Origin of the sequence: Flavobacterium saccharophilum (assembly GCF_900142735.1) — a bacterium.
GTDB classification, from domain to species: domain Bacteria; phylum Bacteroidota; class Bacteroidia; order Flavobacteriales; family Flavobacteriaceae; genus Flavobacterium; species Flavobacterium saccharophilum.
In genome coordinates this window covers 1,265,393-1,286,734 of the sequence record NZ_FRBY01000001.1, presented here as the reverse complement: position 1 = coordinate 1,286,734, position 21,342 = coordinate 1,265,393, and the positions used below count along the sequence as shown (strand labels likewise).

At 36.0% G+C, this 21,342-nt stretch carries 12 protein-coding genes; all 12 read right to left on the bottom strand.

The window, feature by feature from the left end:
• Positions 1-5,369: beta strand repeat-containing protein (locus BUA98_RS05380; RefSeq protein ID WP_072970545.1), on the bottom strand; the 5,369-nt coding region annotated here is incomplete at its 3' end.
• A gap of 1,043 nt (positions 5,370-6,412) precedes the next feature.
• A complete protein-coding gene (gene queG, locus BUA98_RS05365) occupies positions 6,413-7,339 on the bottom strand; it encodes a tRNA epoxyqueuosine(34) reductase QueG (RefSeq protein ID WP_072970542.1) in 927 nt (308 codons plus the stop codon).
• Positions 7,336-8,682: a cytochrome P450 gene (locus BUA98_RS05360; RefSeq protein WP_072970541.1), complete on the bottom strand. Its 1,347-nt coding sequence runs from the start codon at positions 8,680-8,682 to the stop codon at positions 7,336-7,338. Before BUA98_RS05360 ends, queG begins: the two co-directional genes overlap by 4 nt.
• 10 nt (positions 8,683-8,692) lie before the next feature.
• On the bottom strand, positions 8,693-9,715 hold the full coding sequence (gene ruvB, locus BUA98_RS05355) for a Holliday junction branch migration DNA helicase RuvB (RefSeq protein ID WP_072970540.1): 1,023 nt from the start codon (positions 9,713-9,715) through the stop codon (positions 8,693-8,695).
• A 111-nt stretch (positions 9,716-9,826) separates the two neighbouring features.
• Entirely contained in the window at positions 9,827-11,629 is a 1,803-nt protein-coding gene (locus BUA98_RS05350; RefSeq protein WP_072970539.1) for a cytochrome c oxidase subunit I, read from the bottom strand.
• Positions 11,630-11,660: 31 nt separating this feature from the next.
• The gene (locus BUA98_RS05345; RefSeq protein ID WP_072970538.1) at positions 11,661-12,845 is read right to left on the bottom strand and encodes a cytochrome c oxidase subunit II; all 1,185 of its coding nucleotides are present in this window, start codon (positions 12,843-12,845) and stop codon (positions 11,661-11,663) included.
• 19 nt (positions 12,846-12,864) lie between these two features.
• A complete protein-coding gene (locus tag BUA98_RS05340) occupies positions 12,865-14,391 on the bottom strand; it encodes a cation-translocating P-type ATPase (protein WP_072970537.1) in 1,527 nt (508 codons plus the stop codon).
• Between the two features lie 27 nt (positions 14,392-14,418).
• Positions 14,419-14,964 carry a c-type cytochrome gene (locus BUA98_RS05335; RefSeq protein ID WP_072970536.1) on the bottom strand — a complete coding sequence of 182 codons (546 nt, stop codon included), beginning with the start codon at positions 14,962-14,964 and terminating at the stop codon, positions 14,419-14,421.
• A gap of 8 nt (positions 14,965-14,972) precedes the next feature.
• A complete protein-coding gene (locus BUA98_RS05330) occupies positions 14,973-15,497 on the bottom strand; it encodes a DUF3341 domain-containing protein (protein ID WP_025572651.1) in 525 nt (174 codons plus the stop codon).
• Positions 15,490-16,890: an NrfD/PsrC family molybdoenzyme membrane anchor subunit gene (gene nrfD / locus BUA98_RS05325; protein WP_026983716.1), complete on the bottom strand. Its 1,401-nt coding sequence runs from the start codon at positions 16,888-16,890 to the stop codon at positions 15,490-15,492. Before nrfD ends, BUA98_RS05330 begins: the two co-directional genes overlap by 8 nt.
• A 33-nt stretch (positions 16,891-16,923) precedes the next feature.
• Positions 16,924-19,977, bottom strand: a complete 3,054-nt coding sequence (locus BUA98_RS05320) for a TAT-variant-translocated molybdopterin oxidoreductase (protein WP_072970535.1) — start codon at positions 19,975-19,977, stop codon at positions 16,924-16,926.
• A 32-nt stretch (positions 19,978-20,009) separates the two neighbouring features.
• On the bottom strand, positions 20,010-21,341 hold the full coding sequence (locus BUA98_RS05315; RefSeq protein ID WP_072970534.1) for a c-type cytochrome: 1,332 nt from the start codon (positions 21,339-21,341) through the stop codon (positions 20,010-20,012).
• Position 21,342 lies beyond the last annotated feature (1 nt).

Here is a 21,342-nt window from a genome sequence, read left to right as displayed (position 1 = left end):
GTCGGCTGGGTCACAGCGCTTAGTGTTGGAACAGCAGGCGTTGAAGGCTGAGCATTAATTATAAATCCAGTGTTTGCAGAATCACAACCATTGGCTGTTGCTTTAACGGTATAATTTCCAGCAGGGGCTGTAACCGAACTTCCTGTTCGACTAACTCCTGTTGATGGAGTTATCGTATAAGTGTAAGTCGCATCGTAATTGTCAATCGTAAAACTTCCTGTTGCTATTGCACACGTTGGCTGAGTCACAGCGCTTAGTGTTGGAACAATAGGAAGATCATTTACCGTTACCGCAGTTCCTGCTGAAGCCAAACTTGAACAGGTTCCGTTATTCGTAATAACCGTATAGTTTCCACTTGCAGTGACACTGTATGTCGTAGCAATTGCACCTGAAATCAAAGCACCATCCTTGTACCATTGGTTACCTAAAGCAGCAGATGAAGTCAGCACAACATTTCCGCCCGAGCAGAATGTAGTAGCAGTAGATGTTGAAATTATCGGGGTTGTCGGAAGTGGATTTACCGTTACCGCAGTTCCTGCTGAAGCCAAACTTGAACAGGTTCCGTTATTCGTAATAACCGTATAGTTTCCACTTGCAGTGGTACTGTATGTCGTAGCGATTGCACCTGAAATCAAAGCACCATCCTTGTACCATTGGTTACCTGAAGCAGCAGATGAAGTCAGTACAACATTTCCGCCCGAGCAGAATATAGTAGCCGTAGATGTTGAAATTGTCGGAGTTGCCGGAAGTGGATTTACCGTTACCGTAGTTCCTGCTGAAGCCGAACTTGAACAGGTTCCGCTATTGATAATAACCGTATAGGTTCCACTTGCAGTAGCACTGTATGTTTTAGCAGTTGCACCTGAAATCAAAGCACCATCCTTGTACCATTGGTTACCTAAAGCAGCAGATGAAGTCAGCACAACATTTCCGCCCGAGCAGAATGTAGTAGCAGTAGATGTTGAAATTGTCGGAGTTGCCGGAAGTGGATTTACCGTTACCGCAGTTCCTGCTGAAGCCAAACTTGAACAGGTTCCGTTATTCGTAATAACCGTATAGTTTCCACTTGCAGTGGCACTGTATGTCGTAGCAATTGCACCTGAAATCAAAGCACCATCCTTGTACCATTGGTTACCTGAAGCAGCAGATGAAGTCAGCACAACATTTCCGCCCGAACAGAATGTAGTAGCCGTAGATGTTGAAATTGTAGGGGTTACCGGTATTGAAGGTTTTGGATTGATTACAAATCCTGTGTTTGCCGAATCACAACTATTGACCGTCGCTTTAATAGTATAATTACCAGCCGGAGCTATAACCGAACTTCCCGTTCTGCTAACTCCTGTTGATGGGGTTATTATATAAATATAAGAAGCATCATAATTGGTAATAGTAAAACTTCCTGTAGTTACTGTACATGTTGGTTGTGTTATTGTACTTAATATTGGTGCTACCGAAGTATTTACCGTCACAATTCCCATAATTGTAACTGCTGTACATGGAGAGGTATGGCCAACAGTTGCTATTGTATAAGTTCCTCCAGTTGTTGGAATTCCTGAAATAGTTACTGTTTTTGCACCAGAATCAACAGCAAATGCTAATCCAACTGGTAAATTAGTTACCACAACATTCGTTGCGCTTCCACCAAAAGTATAAACAGTACTAGGGATTGCTGTTCCTGCACAAACTGCTGGATTTTGTGTACCGCTGGTCAATGTAATTGTAGAAATAGTGTTTATAACGGCTGCAACTGCAATTCTTGATGCCGTCGGACATCCTTCAGCAGAAGTAGCGCCAACATAGTAAGTAGTTGTGCTTGACAAACTTGGTGTTGTAAAACTCGAACCTGTTCCCAAAGATGTACCACCTGTTGAAGCAGCATACCAATTAATGGTTGCTCCATTTGATGCTGTTGCAGTTAGTGTTACTGTACCTGTGCCACATCTAGAACTTTCTGTTGCTGAATTTATGGTCGGTAACGTATTTACTGTCGCTACAACTGCAGTTCTGGTTGCAGTTGTACAGGCATTCTCCGTTGCATCTACATAATAACTGGTTGTTGTTGATAAACTCGGTGTTGTAAAACTCATTCCAGTTCCCAAAGATGTACCACCTGTTGAAGCAGCATACCAATTAATTGTTCCTGATGAAGCTGTAGCTCCTAATATCACTGTTCCTGTATCACATCGTGAAGCTGGTGTTGTTCCTGTTATTGTAGGTTTCGCATTAATAACAAAATTTGTAGCTGTTCTACAACTTGAAGCGCTGGTACATGCAGCATAGTAAGTTGTTGTTCCTGGCGTACTTGTATTTGTTAAACCTGAACCCAAAACACCTACTGGATTAAATGGAGAACCCGTATAAATTGGTGTTCCTCCAGAAGATGAAGTATACCATTCTACCCCATCTACTGTATAATTCACAGTAATCTGCATATAATCAACTGATGCAGTAATATCATTACTTGATGTCCTAGTAATATTTGAAGATAAAGCTATTCCAAAATTTTCATCATTAATATCTGCTGGTGTCCAAGATCCACTCCATAAATCTCCTGCACCTCCATAATCAACAACCGTCGTAGAATTTGTTGACCAATTTGCTAAAGTACTTTTATTATCACCTGTAATTGTTCCAGCCTTAATCAAACTAACAACATTATCGACAACATAAATATCAGAATTATTTACACTACTAAAACGATTAATTGACACCTGAATTCCTTTGATCACGGCATTTACTGGTATTGAGAAACCAAATTTTGTTCCTCGAAGATACTTTGTTCTTACAGTAGTATTTCCCCCATTAGTAACACTTGCAGTTGCACTATCAGAATTATTTGAAGTAATTTTTCCTGGATTTGACCACACTAATGTACCAGCACCTATATTTGGGCTAGTCCCTGTCCCTGCTATTTTTGCTCCGGTACTCTCTGAAATTAAGCATGATGAAGAAGCTGTTAATGATCCCGTTCCATCCTGACAAATTGATACCCCAGTAGTCGTTGGTGCGCCAGCAACAGTATTTATAACTATACCGGTAGTTGGAGATGAAGTACATCCTTGTGCATTTGTTGTAGTTACTTTATAAGTGCCTGGAACTAATCCGGAAAAAACACCTGTCCCATTAGTTATAGATGCCGCTACAGGACTTGTTCCTGTTAATGTATAATTTATTCCGGGACCATTTACTGGTATACTAACTGTTACCGTTCCTGTTGGAGTAGCACAAGTTGACTGTAAAATTGTAACGGTAGGTGCAGTTGGCAAAGCTAGTATTGTTATATCATCTGCAGTAGAACTATTTCCATTAAAGTTAGCACCCGGGACATTAGATTGGTTTAATCCTTCGTAATTTTTACTGACCGTTCCATAAGCATTTATAAATGGTGTTATTTTTCTATTTGGATCGGCAGTTGTACGAGTAGGATCAAGATATAACGCTTGCGCATTAGAGCTATATGTCCCTGCTGCAATCGATGTTGCAACTTTCCCTACTAAAGTTATTGTTACAATTCCATTTTGTGCGATATTAAATCCTCCAAATAGAGGGTTATTTGCTGTAGCACTATTAGCCAAAGGTCCTGAAGGCCCTGTAGCATCAAGTGAATATGTCGCTGTAGCAGAATCAAATTCGATACCTACTGGAAAAAGAAAGTCTAAGACTACTCCTGCCGCATTTCCTACACCTGTATTTTTTATCTGAACCTCATAATATACCTTCTCATCAATGGAATTACAAATTGACGTTGTTGATAAAGTTTTTACTTTGGTCTCAATAGCAGGAAAGCAATTTGAATTTACCTGCAGATTTGGCGGAACATCTTGTATTGTAAATGTTGATACATAACCAACTGATCCACCGATAGCACCATGATTGATTCCATTACCAGCATTAGATTTACCAGCTGCACCACCAAGTACACTAGTAATTATGCTTACTGTACCCGAAAGATTATGACTGATAATTCCACCACCACCTCCACCACCAGGTCCGTGCTCATTGTTATTATCATTTTCCGTATTTCCTCCATCTCCTCCATTCGCCTCTATTTTAATAGTCGCATTACTATCATTAGAAATATTTAATAATACAGTTCCTCCAGCTCCACCACCACCAGCTCCGTCAGGCGAACCTGAATAAGCACCAGGGGCTCCTTTTCCACCGTTAGCATAAATAGTACCAGTTCCTAAAACCGTACCGGCATTAACGAGAACAATAGCACCTCCTACACCTCCTTTTACGCCAGATGAAGCATTATTGGCATCACCAGCTCCACCACCTCCACCCATAACAAGCTTTGGAAATGGAACAGCTGTAAGATATGATCTAAAACCTGGCCTTCCTCCTCCTGTTGCTGGAAGAATATTACCATTACCACCTTGCCATCCAGCACCACCTAAGCCACCATATCCTCCATTACCACCGCCACCGCCGCCAGTATTATGGTCATTACCACCTCCTCCTGCATTAGCTGGAGCTCCTCTTCCGGAAGATCCTCCTGGCATTCCTTCAACTAAGTTATCAACTTGATTATAACCATCCCACATATAGCGCGGTGTTCCTGCTATTCCTTCTCCTTTTCCTGAAATTTTATTATTAGTTGATAATCCCACGTAAGTGTTAGCATCATTTAGATCAGAATCCGCTCTAGGACTATAACCTCCTCTAAAACCACGAGCAGTTCCATCAATTGTATATCCAGCAAAATTGAATGTACCCGAAACATTAAAAGCTATTACACCACCTGCAACTCCATTAAAAGGAGGAGTGGTTATATTTGATGTTAAGGTTAAATTAGAATATTGTGGCACTCTAATAATTTGAAAGGTTCTTTTGCCGCTTGTTGATGTTGCCTCTGCGTTAAAAAAACTATTAAGCACACCACCTCCAGAACCGGTCCCTTTAAATGTTAAATTCCCTCCTGTCAGTGGTACATTGTTAGTTGCAATAACATATTCAAAAACACCAGTATTGCCAAGAGCTGTAAAACCAGTCCCCCCTAAACCGTCCAAGCCACTATTTACAGTTCCGGAACCATAACTTGTACTATTTGTATAATCTATAGTAGCATCCTGCATTTGAATAATCAAAATCAAATCTCCTGTAGAAATTGGAGTCGCACCAAAATTATTAAGATGTGCATCTGTTGCAGGTACTTTACTTAAAAGTATGGATTTAGATCCAGTATTCATCGTAACCGTTCCAGTAATAGGATAATAAGTATTTATTGAGCTGGATATTGTTACAGGACCATCACCTCCTGGTGTGCCACAAATTTGTGCAAATAAAGATGTGTTTGATAGTAGAAGTAAAAAAGCAATAAAAAAAGACCTAAGTAAATTAAGATCTTTAAAAGTAAAGTTACGCATACGCAAATGAGATTTGAGGAATACAAATAGTGTTAACCGTAAAACCAATCGTGGTTTTCAGAATATGGGAGACATAGGAAAAAATATGAGGAAAGGATTTTGAATTAAAAAAAAATCCGAAGTCAGATTCTGTTATTAATTCAAAAAATGATTGAGCCATTTTAGTAATCGGCTCAAAACATAAAAATGGTTTCATAATTTCATGGTAGTTTTGGTGCGGCGAAAGTATATAAACACCTAATAACTAGCTATATTAGTCGATAAACTACCTATAAAAACGTTGAATTACACTTATTTTCAATCAAAACGACCTTAAATAATTCAAAAAACTAAACATTCATCAATGAAAAGGGAGAAATTTCTTAATTTTTTACAAATAACAAAATATTATCTCTAATTTAATAGCAAAACATTAAAATATCTTACAAAATCAAAAACTCTACAAACGAGTTTATAATTTAACATTTGTTTACTTTTTCTTTACTATATATTAAAGACATTTCTCGTCTTAAGTAATTATTTTTTATTTAAATTCAATGTTGAACTCGCTTTCTGCAAATAAGAAAAAGTATTATTAGAAGATGTTTTTAGAGTCTTTAATGCCGTTATTTTAAATATTTTAGCTAACAACATAAACAAACTAATACTGACAATCAAATAATTAAATATTATACTGAATGTTTATCCTTTTTAAATCAAACTCAAAAAGTGACTTTAGTTTTAAATTCAAAACGCTTTCAGCTATTTTAACAAGTAAGACAAGTAATACTCCAAGTAAAAGATCTCTACACCAAAACAATCCTTGTTTCCTAAAACAAACCATCAATAGATTTGTCATTCGTCGATAATAAATATAGACGAAATACATCTACTGTGTTTTATTTCCTACATTGCAAAAAAGACACATATATTAAATTGGAAAAGAGTCTCTTACAAAAATGTGCCTTTTTTTCGTTTCTAAAAAACATCAGGAACAAAATACTGAAACTAAACTAGCAGCCAATTAAAAAGAAAAAAGTCCGAATTAATCTCGGACTTACTTTTTAATCTAAAAAATTTATATTGCGTTTCAAACCATCGAACTTGGTCCGTTTAATAGGAGAATTTTTAAAAACTTTTTTGAAAGTTTCTTCTGTTATCTCAATCCAGTCTTTCTTTGAGAAAGAAAGCAATTCAGGATTCGGATTAAATAATGGTTCGGAATGTGGTTTTGAGAAACGATTCCACGGACAAACATCCTGACAGGCATCACAACCAAACATCCACTCATCAAATTTGCCTTTCATTTCGTAAGGAATATTTTCTTTTAACTCAATGGTATAATAAGAAATACACTTGCTTCCATCAACAACATAGGGAGCAACTATTGCCTGAGTAGGACATGCATCAATACAAGCGGTACATGAACCACAATGATCTGTAGTGGCATGATCATATTCTAAATCCAAATCAAGTATAAGTTCTGCAATAAAATAAAATGAACCTACTTTCTGAGTTAGTAAATTGCTGTTTTTACCAATCCAGCCCAATCCGCTTTTGGCTGCCCAGGCTTTATCTAACACAGGTGCAGAATCAACAAAAGCACGACCTGAAACTTCCCCAATATTCTCTTGAATAGAATGAAGAAACTCTTTTAATTTCTCTTTGATTACAAAATGATAATCCTGACCAAAAGCATATTTAGAAATCTTAAAACTCTCCTGATTTTGAGCTTCTGAAGGATAGTAATTTAGTAAAAGTGAAACTACACTTTTGGCATCATCAACTAATAATGTCGGATCTAAACGTTTATCAAAATGGTTTTCCATATACGCCATTTTGCCATTTTGATTATTCTTTAACCATTTCTCTAGGCGGGGCGCTTCTTGTTCAAGAAATCCCGCTTTAGATATCCCACAAGAAAGAAAACCAAGTCGTTTTGCTTCAGCTTTTATAAATTTCGAATATGTCTCTTTTGAATTGATCGTCATCTTTTACAGAATAAAACTTCCACTCCAACAGGTTTCAATGTAATTAATGGATTGAGTTTAATTTCAGAATTAACAGATTTAATTTTATATTTTTTTACTATATGAGAGATAGTCAAACACATCTCATAAATAGCAAATCCAGCTCCTATACACATTCTTGGTCCCGCACCAAAGGGATAAAAATATTGCATTGAGTGCTTCTTTTGTTCTCCTAGAAATCTTTCAGGTATAAATTCGTCAGGATTATCCCAATATTTAGGATTACGATGAAGTTCATAAAAAGAAACCCCAATTAAAGTCCCTTTTTTCAAATTGAATGAACCAATACTATCATCTTCGACATTTTGCCTGTCGGTAATCCAGGCCGGAGGATACAATCGCATCGCTTCATTTAAAACCGCATTTGTATAAGTCATTCTTTGAAGTTGTTCTACTACATTTTCAGGTTGTGATTCAATTTCAATAATTTCATCAAAAACTTTCTGTTGTATTTCCGGGTTTCTTCCCAAAAGATAAAGCGTAAAAGTTAAGGCATTTGCAGTAGTCTCATGTCCGGCAATAAAAAGTACTTTAATTTCGTCTATTAATTGCTTGACAGACATTCCTTCACCAGTATCTTCATAACGGGTTTCTAAAAGCATATTAAGCAAATCATTAATCTCTTCGTTTGAAGAAATCCGCTCCTCAATAATTTCCCTGATAATACTATTATTCTCTTCTGCTAAATCAAGGTGTTTTTTTACTTGCCCAGTAGCCGAAAACCACCATGCTTTATGAGGAAGTCTTATTTCTTTAATCAGGAAATTTTGAACTTCTTCTATAATTACTTTTATACGATTTAACTTTTCTTCAGAAATAGAAAGTTGAAATAAGGATTTTGCTACAACATTAAAAGCCAACTGACTCATTACAGGGAAAAGATCAACTGCTTTCTCTTCGACTAAAACATCTAATTCTGAAACTATAGTCTGATTCATATTTTCAACCAACTGATTCATCTTTTGCTTATGAAATGCAGGTTGAATAAGTCTTCTTTGCTTTAGCCAAAAATCACCATCAACAGTCAATAGTCCCTTCCCTAAATACTTAGAGAGATAAACAGACTGAAACTTCGATTTATGGTAATTCTTCTGATTTTTTTGTAAAATATGTTGCGCAATTTCATTATCTCTCGATAAAATCAAGTGTTTCGAAATACCAATTTTTAAAGAAAATGAATCTCCAAATTTATCAAAGTACTTTTTGTGAAAAGGAATTGGATTTCTGCGCACTCCTTCCGCATCCAAAAAGAATCTAAAAATGGAAAGCTTGTTCGGATAACTATATTTTTTATTTTCAGACATTTAAAAAATATTAAAATAAGCCGCCCTGAATATTGGTGTTTATTTTTCCTAAATGCTTATAAGCCTTATCCGTGACTTCACGTCCACGAGGAGTACGCATTATAAAACCTTCCTGAATTAAAAAAGGTTCATAAACTTCTTCAATCGTTTCGCTACTCTCAGAAACAGCCGTTGCCAATGTCGAAAGTCCGACAGGCCCTCCTTTGAATTTGTTTATTATGGTCAACAAAATTTTATTATCCATTTCGTCAAGCCCATGCGCATCAACATTTAAAGCTTTTAGAGCATAACGAGCAATTTCTAAGTCAATAGTTCCATTACCCTTAATCTGTGCAAAATCACGAACTCTTCGCAACAATGCGTTAGCTATACGAGGTGTTCCTCTGCTACGCCCGGCAATTTCAATTGCTGCATCAAGAGAAATTGGCATTTTTAAAATTGAAGAACTTCTTTCAACAATGGTAGTTAAAAGTTCAGTAGTATAATATTGTAAACGAGATGAAATTCCAAAACGCGCACGCATCGGAGCAGTCAGTAAACCAGAACGAGTAGTAGCACCAATTAAAGTAAATGGATTTAAATTAATCTGAACTGTTCGGGCATTTGGTCCCGATTCAATCATGATATCAATTTTAAAGTCCTCCATTGCAGAATATAGGTATTCTTCAACAATAGGACTTAATCTATGAATTTCATCAATAAACAAAACATCTCTCTCGTCAAGATTAGTAAGCAATCCTGCCAAATCTCCAGGTTTATCTAATACCGGTCCGGAAGTAATTTTAATTCCAACTTCCAGCTCATTAGCCAAAATGTTTGCCAAAGTAGTTTTTCCTAATCCCGGAGGTCCATGAAAAAGCGTATGATCAAGTGCTTCACCACGCTGATTAGCAGCAGCGACAAAAATTTTCAGGTTCTCTAATACCTGATCTTGTCCAGCAAAATCATCAAATGACAGCGGACGTAATCTTTTTTCAAGATCTAGCTCTTCTGGATTGTATCCCTTTGTAGTAGGATCTAAATTTTCATTCATCTCACAAAGATATGCAAACTAATCAGTTTGTAAAACAGTAAAATCGAACCAATGGAATTTTAACTAAAACAAAAAAGACTATCATAAATGATAGTCTTTTTTAAATATTTTTTAGTGGTGTAAAACTTCTTCACCTTCTTTCATTGGTACATTTTGCGGTACAAAATCTACATCATGATTTGGGTTACTATAGTCATATGGCCAACGGTACACATGAGGAATTTCACCTGGCCAGTTACCGTGAATATGTTCTACTGGAGTTGTCCACTCTAATGTCGTAGATTTCCATGGATTCTGAACTGCTTTCTTACCGTAGAAAATACTACTAAAGAAGTTGTATAAGAATACTAATTGGAACGCACCTCCTACGAGAGCAAATGTTGTAATTAAAACATTCACATTTTGTAAATCATCAAATAATGGGAAGTTTGTATTTGTATAATAACGTCTTGGCAAACCAGCTAATCCAATAAAGTGCATTGGGAAGAATACTCCGTAAGCACAAACTGCTGTTACCCAAAAGTGAATATAACCTAAGTTTTTATTCAACATTCTTCCGTACATTTTAGGGAACCAGTGGTAAATACCAGCAAACATACCGTAAAGTGCAGAGATACCCATTACTAAGTGAAAGTGAGCAATTACAAAGTATGTATCGTGAACGTTGATATCTAAAGTACTATCTCCTAAAATAATCCCTGTTAAACCTCCAGTGATGAAAGTAGAAACCATACCGATAGAGAACAACATTGCTGGATTAAATTGTAAGTTACCTTTCCATAAAGTTGTAATCCAGTTAAACGCTTTTACAGCAGATGGAATTGCAATCAATAATGTAGTAAAAGTAAATACAGATCCTAAGAAAGGATTCATACCTGAAATAAACATATGGTGACCCCAAACAATTGTAGATAAGAATGCAATTGCAAGAACTGACATAATCATCGCTCTATATCCGAAAATTGGTTTACGAGAATTCGTAGCCATAATCTCAGAAACAAGACCCATTGCAGGTAAGATTACGATATAAACTTCAGGGTGTCCTAAGAACCAGAATAAGTGTTCAAATAATACTGGAGAACCACCTTGGTAGTGTAAAACCTCGCCAGCAATATAAATATCAGACAAGAAGAATGAAGTTCCAAAACTTCTATCAAAAATCAATAATAACGCAGCAGATAATAATACTGGAAACGAAATAACACCAATAATAGCTGTTACGAAAAATGTCCAGATTGTAAGTGGAAGTCTAGTCATAGACATTCCTTTAGTTCTTAAGTTGATTACAGTAACGATGTAATTTAAAGATCCCATTAAAGAAGATGCAATAAAGATAGCCATAGAAACTAACCATAAAGTCATACCTGTACCAGAACCTGGAATAGCTTGTGGTAATGCACTCAATGGTGGGTAAATTGTCCAACCTGCAGAAGCTGGTCCAGCCTCAACAAATAACGAACTTAACATTACAACAGCAGATAAGAAAAACAACCAGTATGAAATCATATTCATAAATCCAGACGCCATATCTCGAGCCCCAATTTGAAGTGGTATAAGTAAATTACTAAAAGTTCCACTTAAACCTGCCGTAAGTACAAAGAATACCATAATGGTACCGTGAATTGTAACTAAAGCAAGGTAAATATCATTTGCCATTACACCATCAGGTGCAAATTTATCTCCTAATAAAACATTAAATATTTTGAAAGACTCCTCTGGCCATGCTAATTGCATTCTGAAAAGCAAAGACATTGCAATACCAATAATACCCATAATAATACCGGTAATTAAATATTGCTTAGCAATCATTTTATGATCAATACTAAATATATATTTAGTAATGAACGTGTCTTTATGATGATGTTCGTGCTCGTGATCGTGTCCGTGATCGTGACCGTGCGCTTCTGCTGACATATATGTGTACTTTAAATTTTCTTAATAAATATTATCTCATAGCAACTTTAGCTACAACCGCTTTTACAGTATCAATAACTGCTTTAACAGTATCTTTAGCAGTACTATCTGTAGTAGGCTCAACTCCTTCAGCTGGTTTTTCAGCAGCAGCTGCCGCTTTAATATCCTGAGCTAAACTTGTTTTTTCACTTAACCATTTTTTATAATCTTCCGGAGTATCAACAACCACTTTCATTTGCATGTTATAGTGAGAAGCTCCACAAATTTTATTACATAATAATAAATAATCAAATGTATAAGGATCTAAAGCTGTACCACCTTTAGCAACTAACTCAGCGCTTTTTTCAGCTCTTAGTTTATTGATATGTGCAACTTTTTCAACCATAAATGGCAACTCTCTGTATTCAGAAGTCGTGTAAGTTGGAATAAAAGCAAACTCAGTAACCATTCCTGGAACACAGTTCATCTGCGCTCTAAAGTGAGGCATGTAAGCTGAGTGTAATACGTCTTGAGAACGCATTTTGAAATGTATTTTTTTACCTTTTGGAATATGCAATTCACTAACAACAATATCATCTTGAGCATTAGGATCTGACATATCAACACCTAAAGTGTTCACACCTTCGATTAAACGAACATTAGCTTTTCCTAAAACATTATCCTGTCCTGCATATCTTGCAGTCCATTTAAATTGTTGAGCATATAATTCAATTTCAATTACATCTTCATCTTTATCAACAAACATAATGTTGTTCCAAGCGTATAATCCATAAAGAATTAAACAAGCTAAAACTACAGATGGAATAATACTCCAAATTGCTTCTAATTTATTGCTATCAGCAAAGAATAATGCCTTCTTATCTTTATTTCCTCTATTTTTAAAAGAAAACCAGTATAATAAACCTTGCGTAATAAATTGAACTACAAAAATTAAAACCCAAGTAATATTCATTAAATTATCTACTAAAAGCCCGTGCTCTGAAGCAGGAGTATGAAGTGCTAAACCACCCCATTTTAGTAAACCATAAATCGTAAATATATAGATGAATGCTAAGAAGCCAAACATAATATATCCCTGAATATTATTATCATTATCTGATGCAACCTGAGAATCGTCCGAAGAAGATCCTACCTGAGTAAGATCAAATATCTTGGTCAATTGCCATAATGCAACTGCTAATAAAACTAAAACTATAATTACCAACAAACTTGTCATCTGTTTACTTCTTTAAATATTAATAATGAAAATGTTTACTTTCTTCAATGAAAGGATTTCTTTTTGCTAACAGAGGTGCTTTCGTTAATGCAGTAAATACAACAAAAATAAATAAACCTAAGAAGAAAAGAATAGATGCAATTTCAGGAACACCAATAAACCATCTATCTCCTACTGTACCAGGCATAATCATATTAAAGAAATCAACATAATGACCTAATAAAATAACAGTACCAGCCATTACAATAACCCAGCTTAAACGCTTAAAGTCAGTATTGATTAATATTAATAATGGGAACACAAAGTTCATAACTACAGCACCAAAGAATGGTAAATTGTATAATTGAATTCTTGTTACGAAGTAAGTAACCTCTTCCGGAATGTTAGCATACCAGATCAACATGAACTGAGAGAACCATAAATAAGTCCAAAAAACACTAATACCAAACATAAATTTAGCTAAATCGTGAATGTGGCTCGTATTTACATACTCTAAATATCCTTTAGATTTTAAGTATATTGTAACTAATGCAATAGTAGTAATACCACTTACAAAGAAAGAAGCAAAAACATACCATCCAAATAATGTACTGAACCAGTGTGGATCAAATGACATAATCCAATCCCAAGACATAATAGACTCAGATACGATAAAGAATACTAAGAATCCAGCAGATAACTTAAAGTTCTTTTTGTAATTTAAATCATCACTAGCTTCGTCCTGAGCTAAGCAATTTTTTCTCGAGTAGTGACGGTATAAGTTCCATCCTAATAAAAAGATTCCCGCTCTAACGATCCAGAAAGGAAAGTTTAGATAACCTGCTTTACCCGCAATGATTGCATCGTAATTAGGGCTTTTCGGATCTGTAACACCTTCACCTAACCATACAAATATGTGATTAAAGTGTAATCCGCATAAAACTAAAATGATAAAGAAAATTACAGAAGCCACTGGCAAATAAGCCGTAATTCCCTGCATAACTCTAAACAATACTGGAGACCAACCTGCCTGAGCCACTTGTTGAATAGCATAAAATGCTAAAACTCCCATAGAAAGTAGCAAGAAGAAAATACTAGCAACATATAAAGCAGACCAAGGTTTGTTTTGCAATTGGTGTAAAACGTGTTCTGCATGTGCTTTAGGATCATGTCCATGAGAAGCTTCAGCGTGTTTATTCGCTTTTACTTCATGTGCAACCGCAGCTTCAGCTTCGTGTCCTTCTTCCGCTTTTACTACATGAGTAGTATCTTCATTAGCAACAACCGAATCTTTACTTGCAGCCTCTTCAGCATTTGCATCTTTTGCTTCTTCATGATGAACCGCTTCAACTGTTTCTGCGTGTTCCGTTGCTTCAGCTTTTTCTTCATGATGTGCCGCAGCGGTTTCACCATGTCCCCCACCATGCTCTGATGCTTCTTTTGCCAGAAGAGTTTCTACCTCTTCAATATTTTTAGGAGCAGTTAAAAAACCATATCCAATTCCTAATATACCAAGGGCCATTAGGATGATAGAAAAAGTTTTTAATTTACTTGAAAATGTATACATATCTATTACGATCAGTTTGTTCAACAATTATAATTGGCTTTTTAGTTTTAGAACATAGTCAGCAACTAACCAACGTTCATGGGCACTTAATTGATTTGCATGTGAACCCATTGCATTTAAACCATAAGTTTCAACGTGAAAGATACTTCCTTCAGTAATAACTCTGTCTTTATAGCTAGGTACTCCAAGAAATTTTTCTCTTTCAACCAATTTACCTTTACCGTTTCCAGTTGCACCATGACAACTGATACAGTAAATTTCGAAAAGTTCTTTTCCTTTTCCTGAATTTCTATCCGCTTCACTTAAAGGTGATTTTAAATTAGCTTTAGCCAATTCATAACCAGCAGTTGAATTTTCATACTCATAAGGTTCAAAACCTCTATTGATAGTTCCTTCTACAGGAAGCTGTCCTTCTTTTCCTCCTTTAAATATCTTTGCTTCTGAGTAAGTCTCATAACCTACAGATTCATACATATTAGGGAAGTACTGATAGTTTGGTGCCGAATTATTGTGGCAAGATGAAACTAAAATAGTTATACCAACTAAAAGTGTTATTTTATATATCCTTTTCATAGCTACAATTAATTCTTTTCAATTACTTTAACTTCAACAGCTCCTGTACCTTCGAAAAAAGAAACAAGTTCTGCTTCGTTATCGTTTACAGCAACTTCCATTAAGAAGTGGTCATCTGTTGTTCTTACATCAGGATTCTCTGCTTGCTTAAATGGCCATAATCTACTTCTCATGTAAAAAGTGATTACCATTAAGTGGGCAGCGAAAAATACAGTCATCTCAAACATAATTGGCACAAAAGATGGCATATTCTGAATGAAACTAAAACTTGGTTTTCCACCAATATCCTGTGGCCAGTCGTGAATCATGATATAACTCATCATTGTTGTTGCAACAGAAATACCAACACATCCATATAAAAAAGCACAAATTGCTAATCTTGTTGGTGCTAAACCCATAGCTTTATCCAATCCGTGAACTGGGAATGGAGTAAAAACCTCTTCAATATGATGATGAGCAGCTCTGGTTTTCTTTACTGCATCCATCAAAATATCATCGTCATTATAAATGGCGTATATTACTTTATTACTCATGATGTGAATCTTTATTTGCTCTTTCTCTAATGTAATTATCTCCTGTTCCTTTCAAAATTGTTTTAACCTCTGCCTGAGCAATTACAGGGAATGTTCTAGAGTATAATAAAAACAATACAAAGAAGAAACCAATTGTTCCGATGAAAATTCCAATATCAACAAATGTTGGTGAGAACATTGTCCAAGAAGATGGAAGGTAATCTCTATGTAAAGAAGTAACAATAATTACGAATCTTTCAAACCACATTCCGATGTTTACCACAATCGAAATAATAAAAGAGAACATGATACTAGTTCTTAATTTTTTAAACCACATAAATTGCGGTGAAAAAACGTTACAAGTCATCATTGACCAATATGCCCACCAGTAAGGTCCGGTAGCTCTGTTTAAGAAAGCATATTGCTCATACTCTACTCCTGAATACCAAGCCACAAACAACTCAGTAATATAAGCTACACCAACAATAGAACCTGTAATCATAATAATGATATTCATTAATTCGATATGTTGTAATGTAATGTATGCCTCAAGATTAGAAACTTTTCTCATAACGATCAACAATGTGTTTACCATTGCAAATCCAGAGAATACCGCTCCAGCAACAAAGTATGGAGGGAAAATTGTTGTATGCCATCCTGGAATTACTGAAGTAGCAAAGTCCATCGATACAATCGTGTGTACAGAAAGCACAAGAGGAGTAGCCAAACCAGCTAATACTAAAGAAACTTCTTCAAAACGCTGCCAATCTTTAGCTCTTCCACTCCATCCGAAACTTAGGATAGAATAAACTCTTTTTGTAAAAGGAGTTACCGCTCTATCACGTAGCATTGCAAAGTCAGGTAATAAACCAGTCCACCAGAAAACTAATGATACCGAAAGATAAGTTGAAATTGCGAACACGTCCCAAAGCAATGGTGAGTTAAAGTTTACCCATAAAGATCCAAATTGATTTGGAATAGGTAAAACCCAGTATGCTAACCATGGACGCCCCATGTGAATAATTGGAAATAGACCTGCTTGAACTACTGAGAAGATAGTCATCGCTTCTGCAGAACGGTTAATAGCCATTCTCCAACGTTGACGGAAAAGTAATAATACCGCAGAAATTAATGTTCCAGCGTGACCAATACCAACCCACCAAACGAAGTTCGTGATATCCCAAGCCCAACCAACTGTTTTATTTAATCCCCATGTTCCGATACCGGTAGATACGGTGTAAATGATACAACCTAACCCCCAAAGGAAGGCTATTAATGCGATTGAAAATACAATCCACCATTGTTTGTTTGCAGGCCCCTCAACAGGTGCAGCTACATCTACTGTTACATCGTGATAAGATTTATCACCTATAACTAAAGGTTTTCTAATGGGTGCTTCGTAGTGAGACGACATAATCCTTTATATTGTTTCTAATTAATAATTTTACTAAGTATTTCTAACTTTAACATGGTAAACCACATTAGGCTTTGTTCCTACATGCTCTAACAAGTGATATGATCTTTCATCAGCTGCTAATTTAGCAACTTTACTATCCGCATCATTTACATCACCAAATATCATTGCTCCAGAAGAACAAGCATTAGAACAAGCTGTTTGGAATTCGCCATCAGCAACTGGGCGACCTTCATTTTTAGCTTTTAACTTAGTTGCTTGTGTCATTTGAATACACATAGAACATTTTTCCATAACTCCACGAGAACGAACGTTTACGTCTGGGTTTAACACCATACGTCCTAAATCGTCATTCATATGATAATCGAATTCTGTGTTTTTGTTATACAAGAACCAGTTGAAACGACGCACTTTATATGGACAGTTGTTTGCACAGTAACGAGTACCAACACATCTGTTATATGCCATGTGGTTTTGACCTTCACGACCGTGAGATGTAGCAGCTACAGGACATACTGTCTCACATGGTGCGTGATTACAGTGTTGACACATAACTGGTTGGAATGAAACTTGTGGATTATCTCCAGCTTTTTCCATTTCATTAAATGTAGATAATGAACTAGATAAACCAGCAATATTTTCTTTTCTTTCATTATCGCCTTCAAAAGTACTTTCAGAAGAATAATATCTGTCAATACGCAACCAGTGCATATCACGACTTCTTCTTACCTCTGCTTTACCAACAACCGGAACGTTGTTCTCAGCGTGACAAGCAATAACACAAGCACCACAACCAGTACAAGCATTTAAGTCAATTGAAAGATTAAAGTGATGCCCAGTTGTACGATCAAATGATTCCCATAAATCTACAGTTGTAGCCTCAACTTCCTGGTGATCTAAAGACACCATTGGTTTTTCATTCCAATGTTCAGCATCTTTAGTATTAAAGATTTCAAGAGTAGTTTCTTTAATAATATCTCCTCTACCCATTAATGTTTTCTGTCCTTGAACACAAGCGAACTCATGAACTCCATTTGCCTTCGCAATAGATACAGATTGAACACTATTGAAATTTTTATATAAAGCGTAAGCATTTAAACCTACCTGCATTTCATCTTTTAAAGCCACTTTACGACCGTAACCTACAGCTAAACCAACTGTACCAATAGCTTGTCCAGGCTGAACAATTACAGGAACATTTTCTAACTTAGCTCCATCAGCAGTAGTAATTGTAGCATAACTACCATTCAAACCACCATTAGCAACAATTTCATTTGTTAAGCCAAGTTTCTTAGCGTCAGCATTAGAAATAGTTACATAATTATCCCAAGAAACTCTTGTGATAGGATCTGGAAACTCTTGCAACCAAGGATTGTTTGCTTGTTGTCCATCACCCATACCTGTTTTAGTATATAATACTAACTCGAAATTTCCAGCTGATCTTGACTTCGAAACTGCACTTGCAGCCGCAGTGTAATCAAAAGAACCTGCAGATAAAGCAGTAGAACCAATTACAAAAACACCATCATGTAAAACTTTATTCCAAGAAGAACCAGCAACAATCCCAGCTGAACTAGCTTTAAGATAATCGTAGAAGTTTCCAGAAACACCGTTTAATGATAATAAAACGTCTTGAAATTGTTTTGTATTGAATATCGGACGAATAGTTGGCTGAGTCAAACTATAAGTTCCTTTAGTAAGCATAACATCACCCCAAGATTCTAAGTAATGAGGAGCCGCAGCAGCAATAGTAGTAATTGAAGCAGTTTCATCTTCTTTTAAAGAAAAAGCAACTGAAGTTTTTACTTTTTTCAATCCAGAAACAAAAGAAGCTGAATCAGCTAATGTGTAAACAGGATTGATACCACTCATGATTAAAGTATGAACACTACCAGCATTCATATCTTTTATTAATTGAGATACAACCGCATTAGAACCTTTTCTAATTTGTCTTGTACCAGCAGTATTAAAAGCTTCACTAGCCAATACCTGATTGATAGCTAAAACTAATAATTGTGCATTTTTATCTTCAATTCCAGACACTAAAACTCCTTTAGAACCAGCAGCTTTTAACTGTTGGGCAGCTTTAACAACTTCAGCTTTAAAGTTACCATCTAAAGTAACAGCAACAGAAGCACCTGCAACTATATTATATATTTGAACTAATGCTTGTTTTTGATCAGCAATAGTCATTGGAACACGCTTATCAGCGGCAGCTCCCGATAATGTCATATTTGATTCAAACTGAAAGTGACGAGACATTTTTCCGTTTTGAGGAATACGTCCTTTAGCATATCCAGCATCGTATCCACCACCTTGCCAGTCTCCTAAGAAATCAGCACCAACAGAAACGATTAAAGAAGCTTTTGAAAAATCATAATCAACTAAAGCTCTTTCACCGTAAACTGTTTCAAATGCATCTAATGCGTCAGATGAAGAAACTGCATCATAGACAACATGTTTTGCATTAGGATTTTTAGCAATGAATTCACCAATTAATTTTTCAGTAGATGGACTCGCCAAAGTATTAGTCAACAATACCACTTGTCCACCTTTTGCTTTTGCATCAGCAAGACTTGATTTAATTTTTAAATCAACAGCAGACCAGCTACTATTTTTTCCTTCCAATTTAGGTTCTTTCAAACGCATACTATCATATAATGATAAGATAGACGCATGAATTCTAGCATTGGCTGAAAATTTAGCTCCAGAAATAGTATTGTTATCAATTTTAATTGGACGACCCTCACGAGTTTTCACTAATAAGTTAGCAAAATCAAAACCATCAAAAACAGTAGTTGCATAATAATCAGCAACACCAGGAATGATTTGTTCCGGTTGCAACACATAAGGGATAGACTTGTGAACAGGACCTTCGCAAGCAGCAAGTGTAACAGCTGCAGTACTAAACCCTACGTACTTTAAAAAGTCACGACGTGAAGTTCCAGATTGAGCTAAAGCATCTGCATTCCCTAAGAATTCTTCTGTAGGAATCTCTTCAACAAATTCGTTATTTCTAAGCGCCTCAACAATAGAACTATTCTCTAGTTCTTCAACACTTTTCCAGTATTTTTTGTTTGATGACATTGTATATAAATATTAAAATCTTAATAATTCGATTAATAGTGGCATTTACCGCATTCTAAACCTCCCATTTGCGCTGCAGTCAGTTTCTCTACACCGTATTTTTTAGAAAGTTCAGCATGAATTTTATCATAATATGCATTTCCTTCCATCTTAACATCAGTTTTTCTATGGCAATCAACACACCATCCCATTGTTAATTTAGAATATTGCTTCATGATTTCAAATTCCTGTACCGGACCGTGACATGTTTGACATTCAACACCAGCAACATTTACGTGTTGAGAGTGGTTGAAATACACGAAATCAGGTAAATTATGAATACGAACCCATTTAACAGGCTGTGTTTTTCCAGTATAAGCCTGTTTAGTCTTATCCCATCCAACAGCATCATATAATTTTTGTATTTGAGCATCATAGAATGCTTTGCTGTACTCTGGGGTAGCAGTAGATTCAGCAACCTCAGAAATATTCTTATGACAGTTCATACAAACATTCAACGAAGGAATACCAGCATTTTTACTTACACGAGCAGCAGAGTGACAATATTTACAATTGATCTCATTATCTCCTGCGTGAATTTTGTGAGAATAGTGAATTGGCTGGATTGGCTCATAATTTTGATCAACACCAACTTGCATCAAATAAGCATACACAAAATAACCACTTGCTAGCAATAAGAATATAGAAGTAACCAATACTAAAAATTGATTTCTGGCAAAAGCTTTCCAAATTGGAGTTCTAGCCTCTCTAGAAGGAATTTCAATACCATTTTTGCTAGCTACTTTAGTCAATACCTTATTAACCATTACTAACATGACAACCAAAATAGCCATCACAAGAGCAAGAGCACCTAAAATTATATTGTTAGAAATTCCACCTTCTTCAACTTTTGTTCCCGGAGGAGCAGCAGAACCAGGCGCACCAGGAGCTGGCTCAGCTTTTACTTCAGAAGTATAAGCAATAATATTATCAATGTCACCTTCAGATAATTGAGGAAAAGAAGTCATTACAGACTTATTGTTTTCTTCAAAAAGTTTAACAGCTACAGCATCGCCTGACTTAATCATGTCAGAACTGTTATGCACCCACTTGTAAATCCAAGCCATATCATGCTTACCAGCAACTCCTCTTAAAGCAGGACCTGTTGATTTAGCATCTAATTTGTGACATGCAGCGCAATTTGCATTAAAAAGTTCCTTCCCTTTTACTGGATCACCACCTGCAGTTGCAGCCGGAGCAGCAGCTTCAGGCGCCGCCGGAGCAGCAGCATCTTGAGCAAATGAAGTTAGGGAGAAAATCAGCGTTAGCGATAAGCTAAGCAGCAATTTTCTGGAGATCGAATTATGGTTACCCACCTTTTTCATA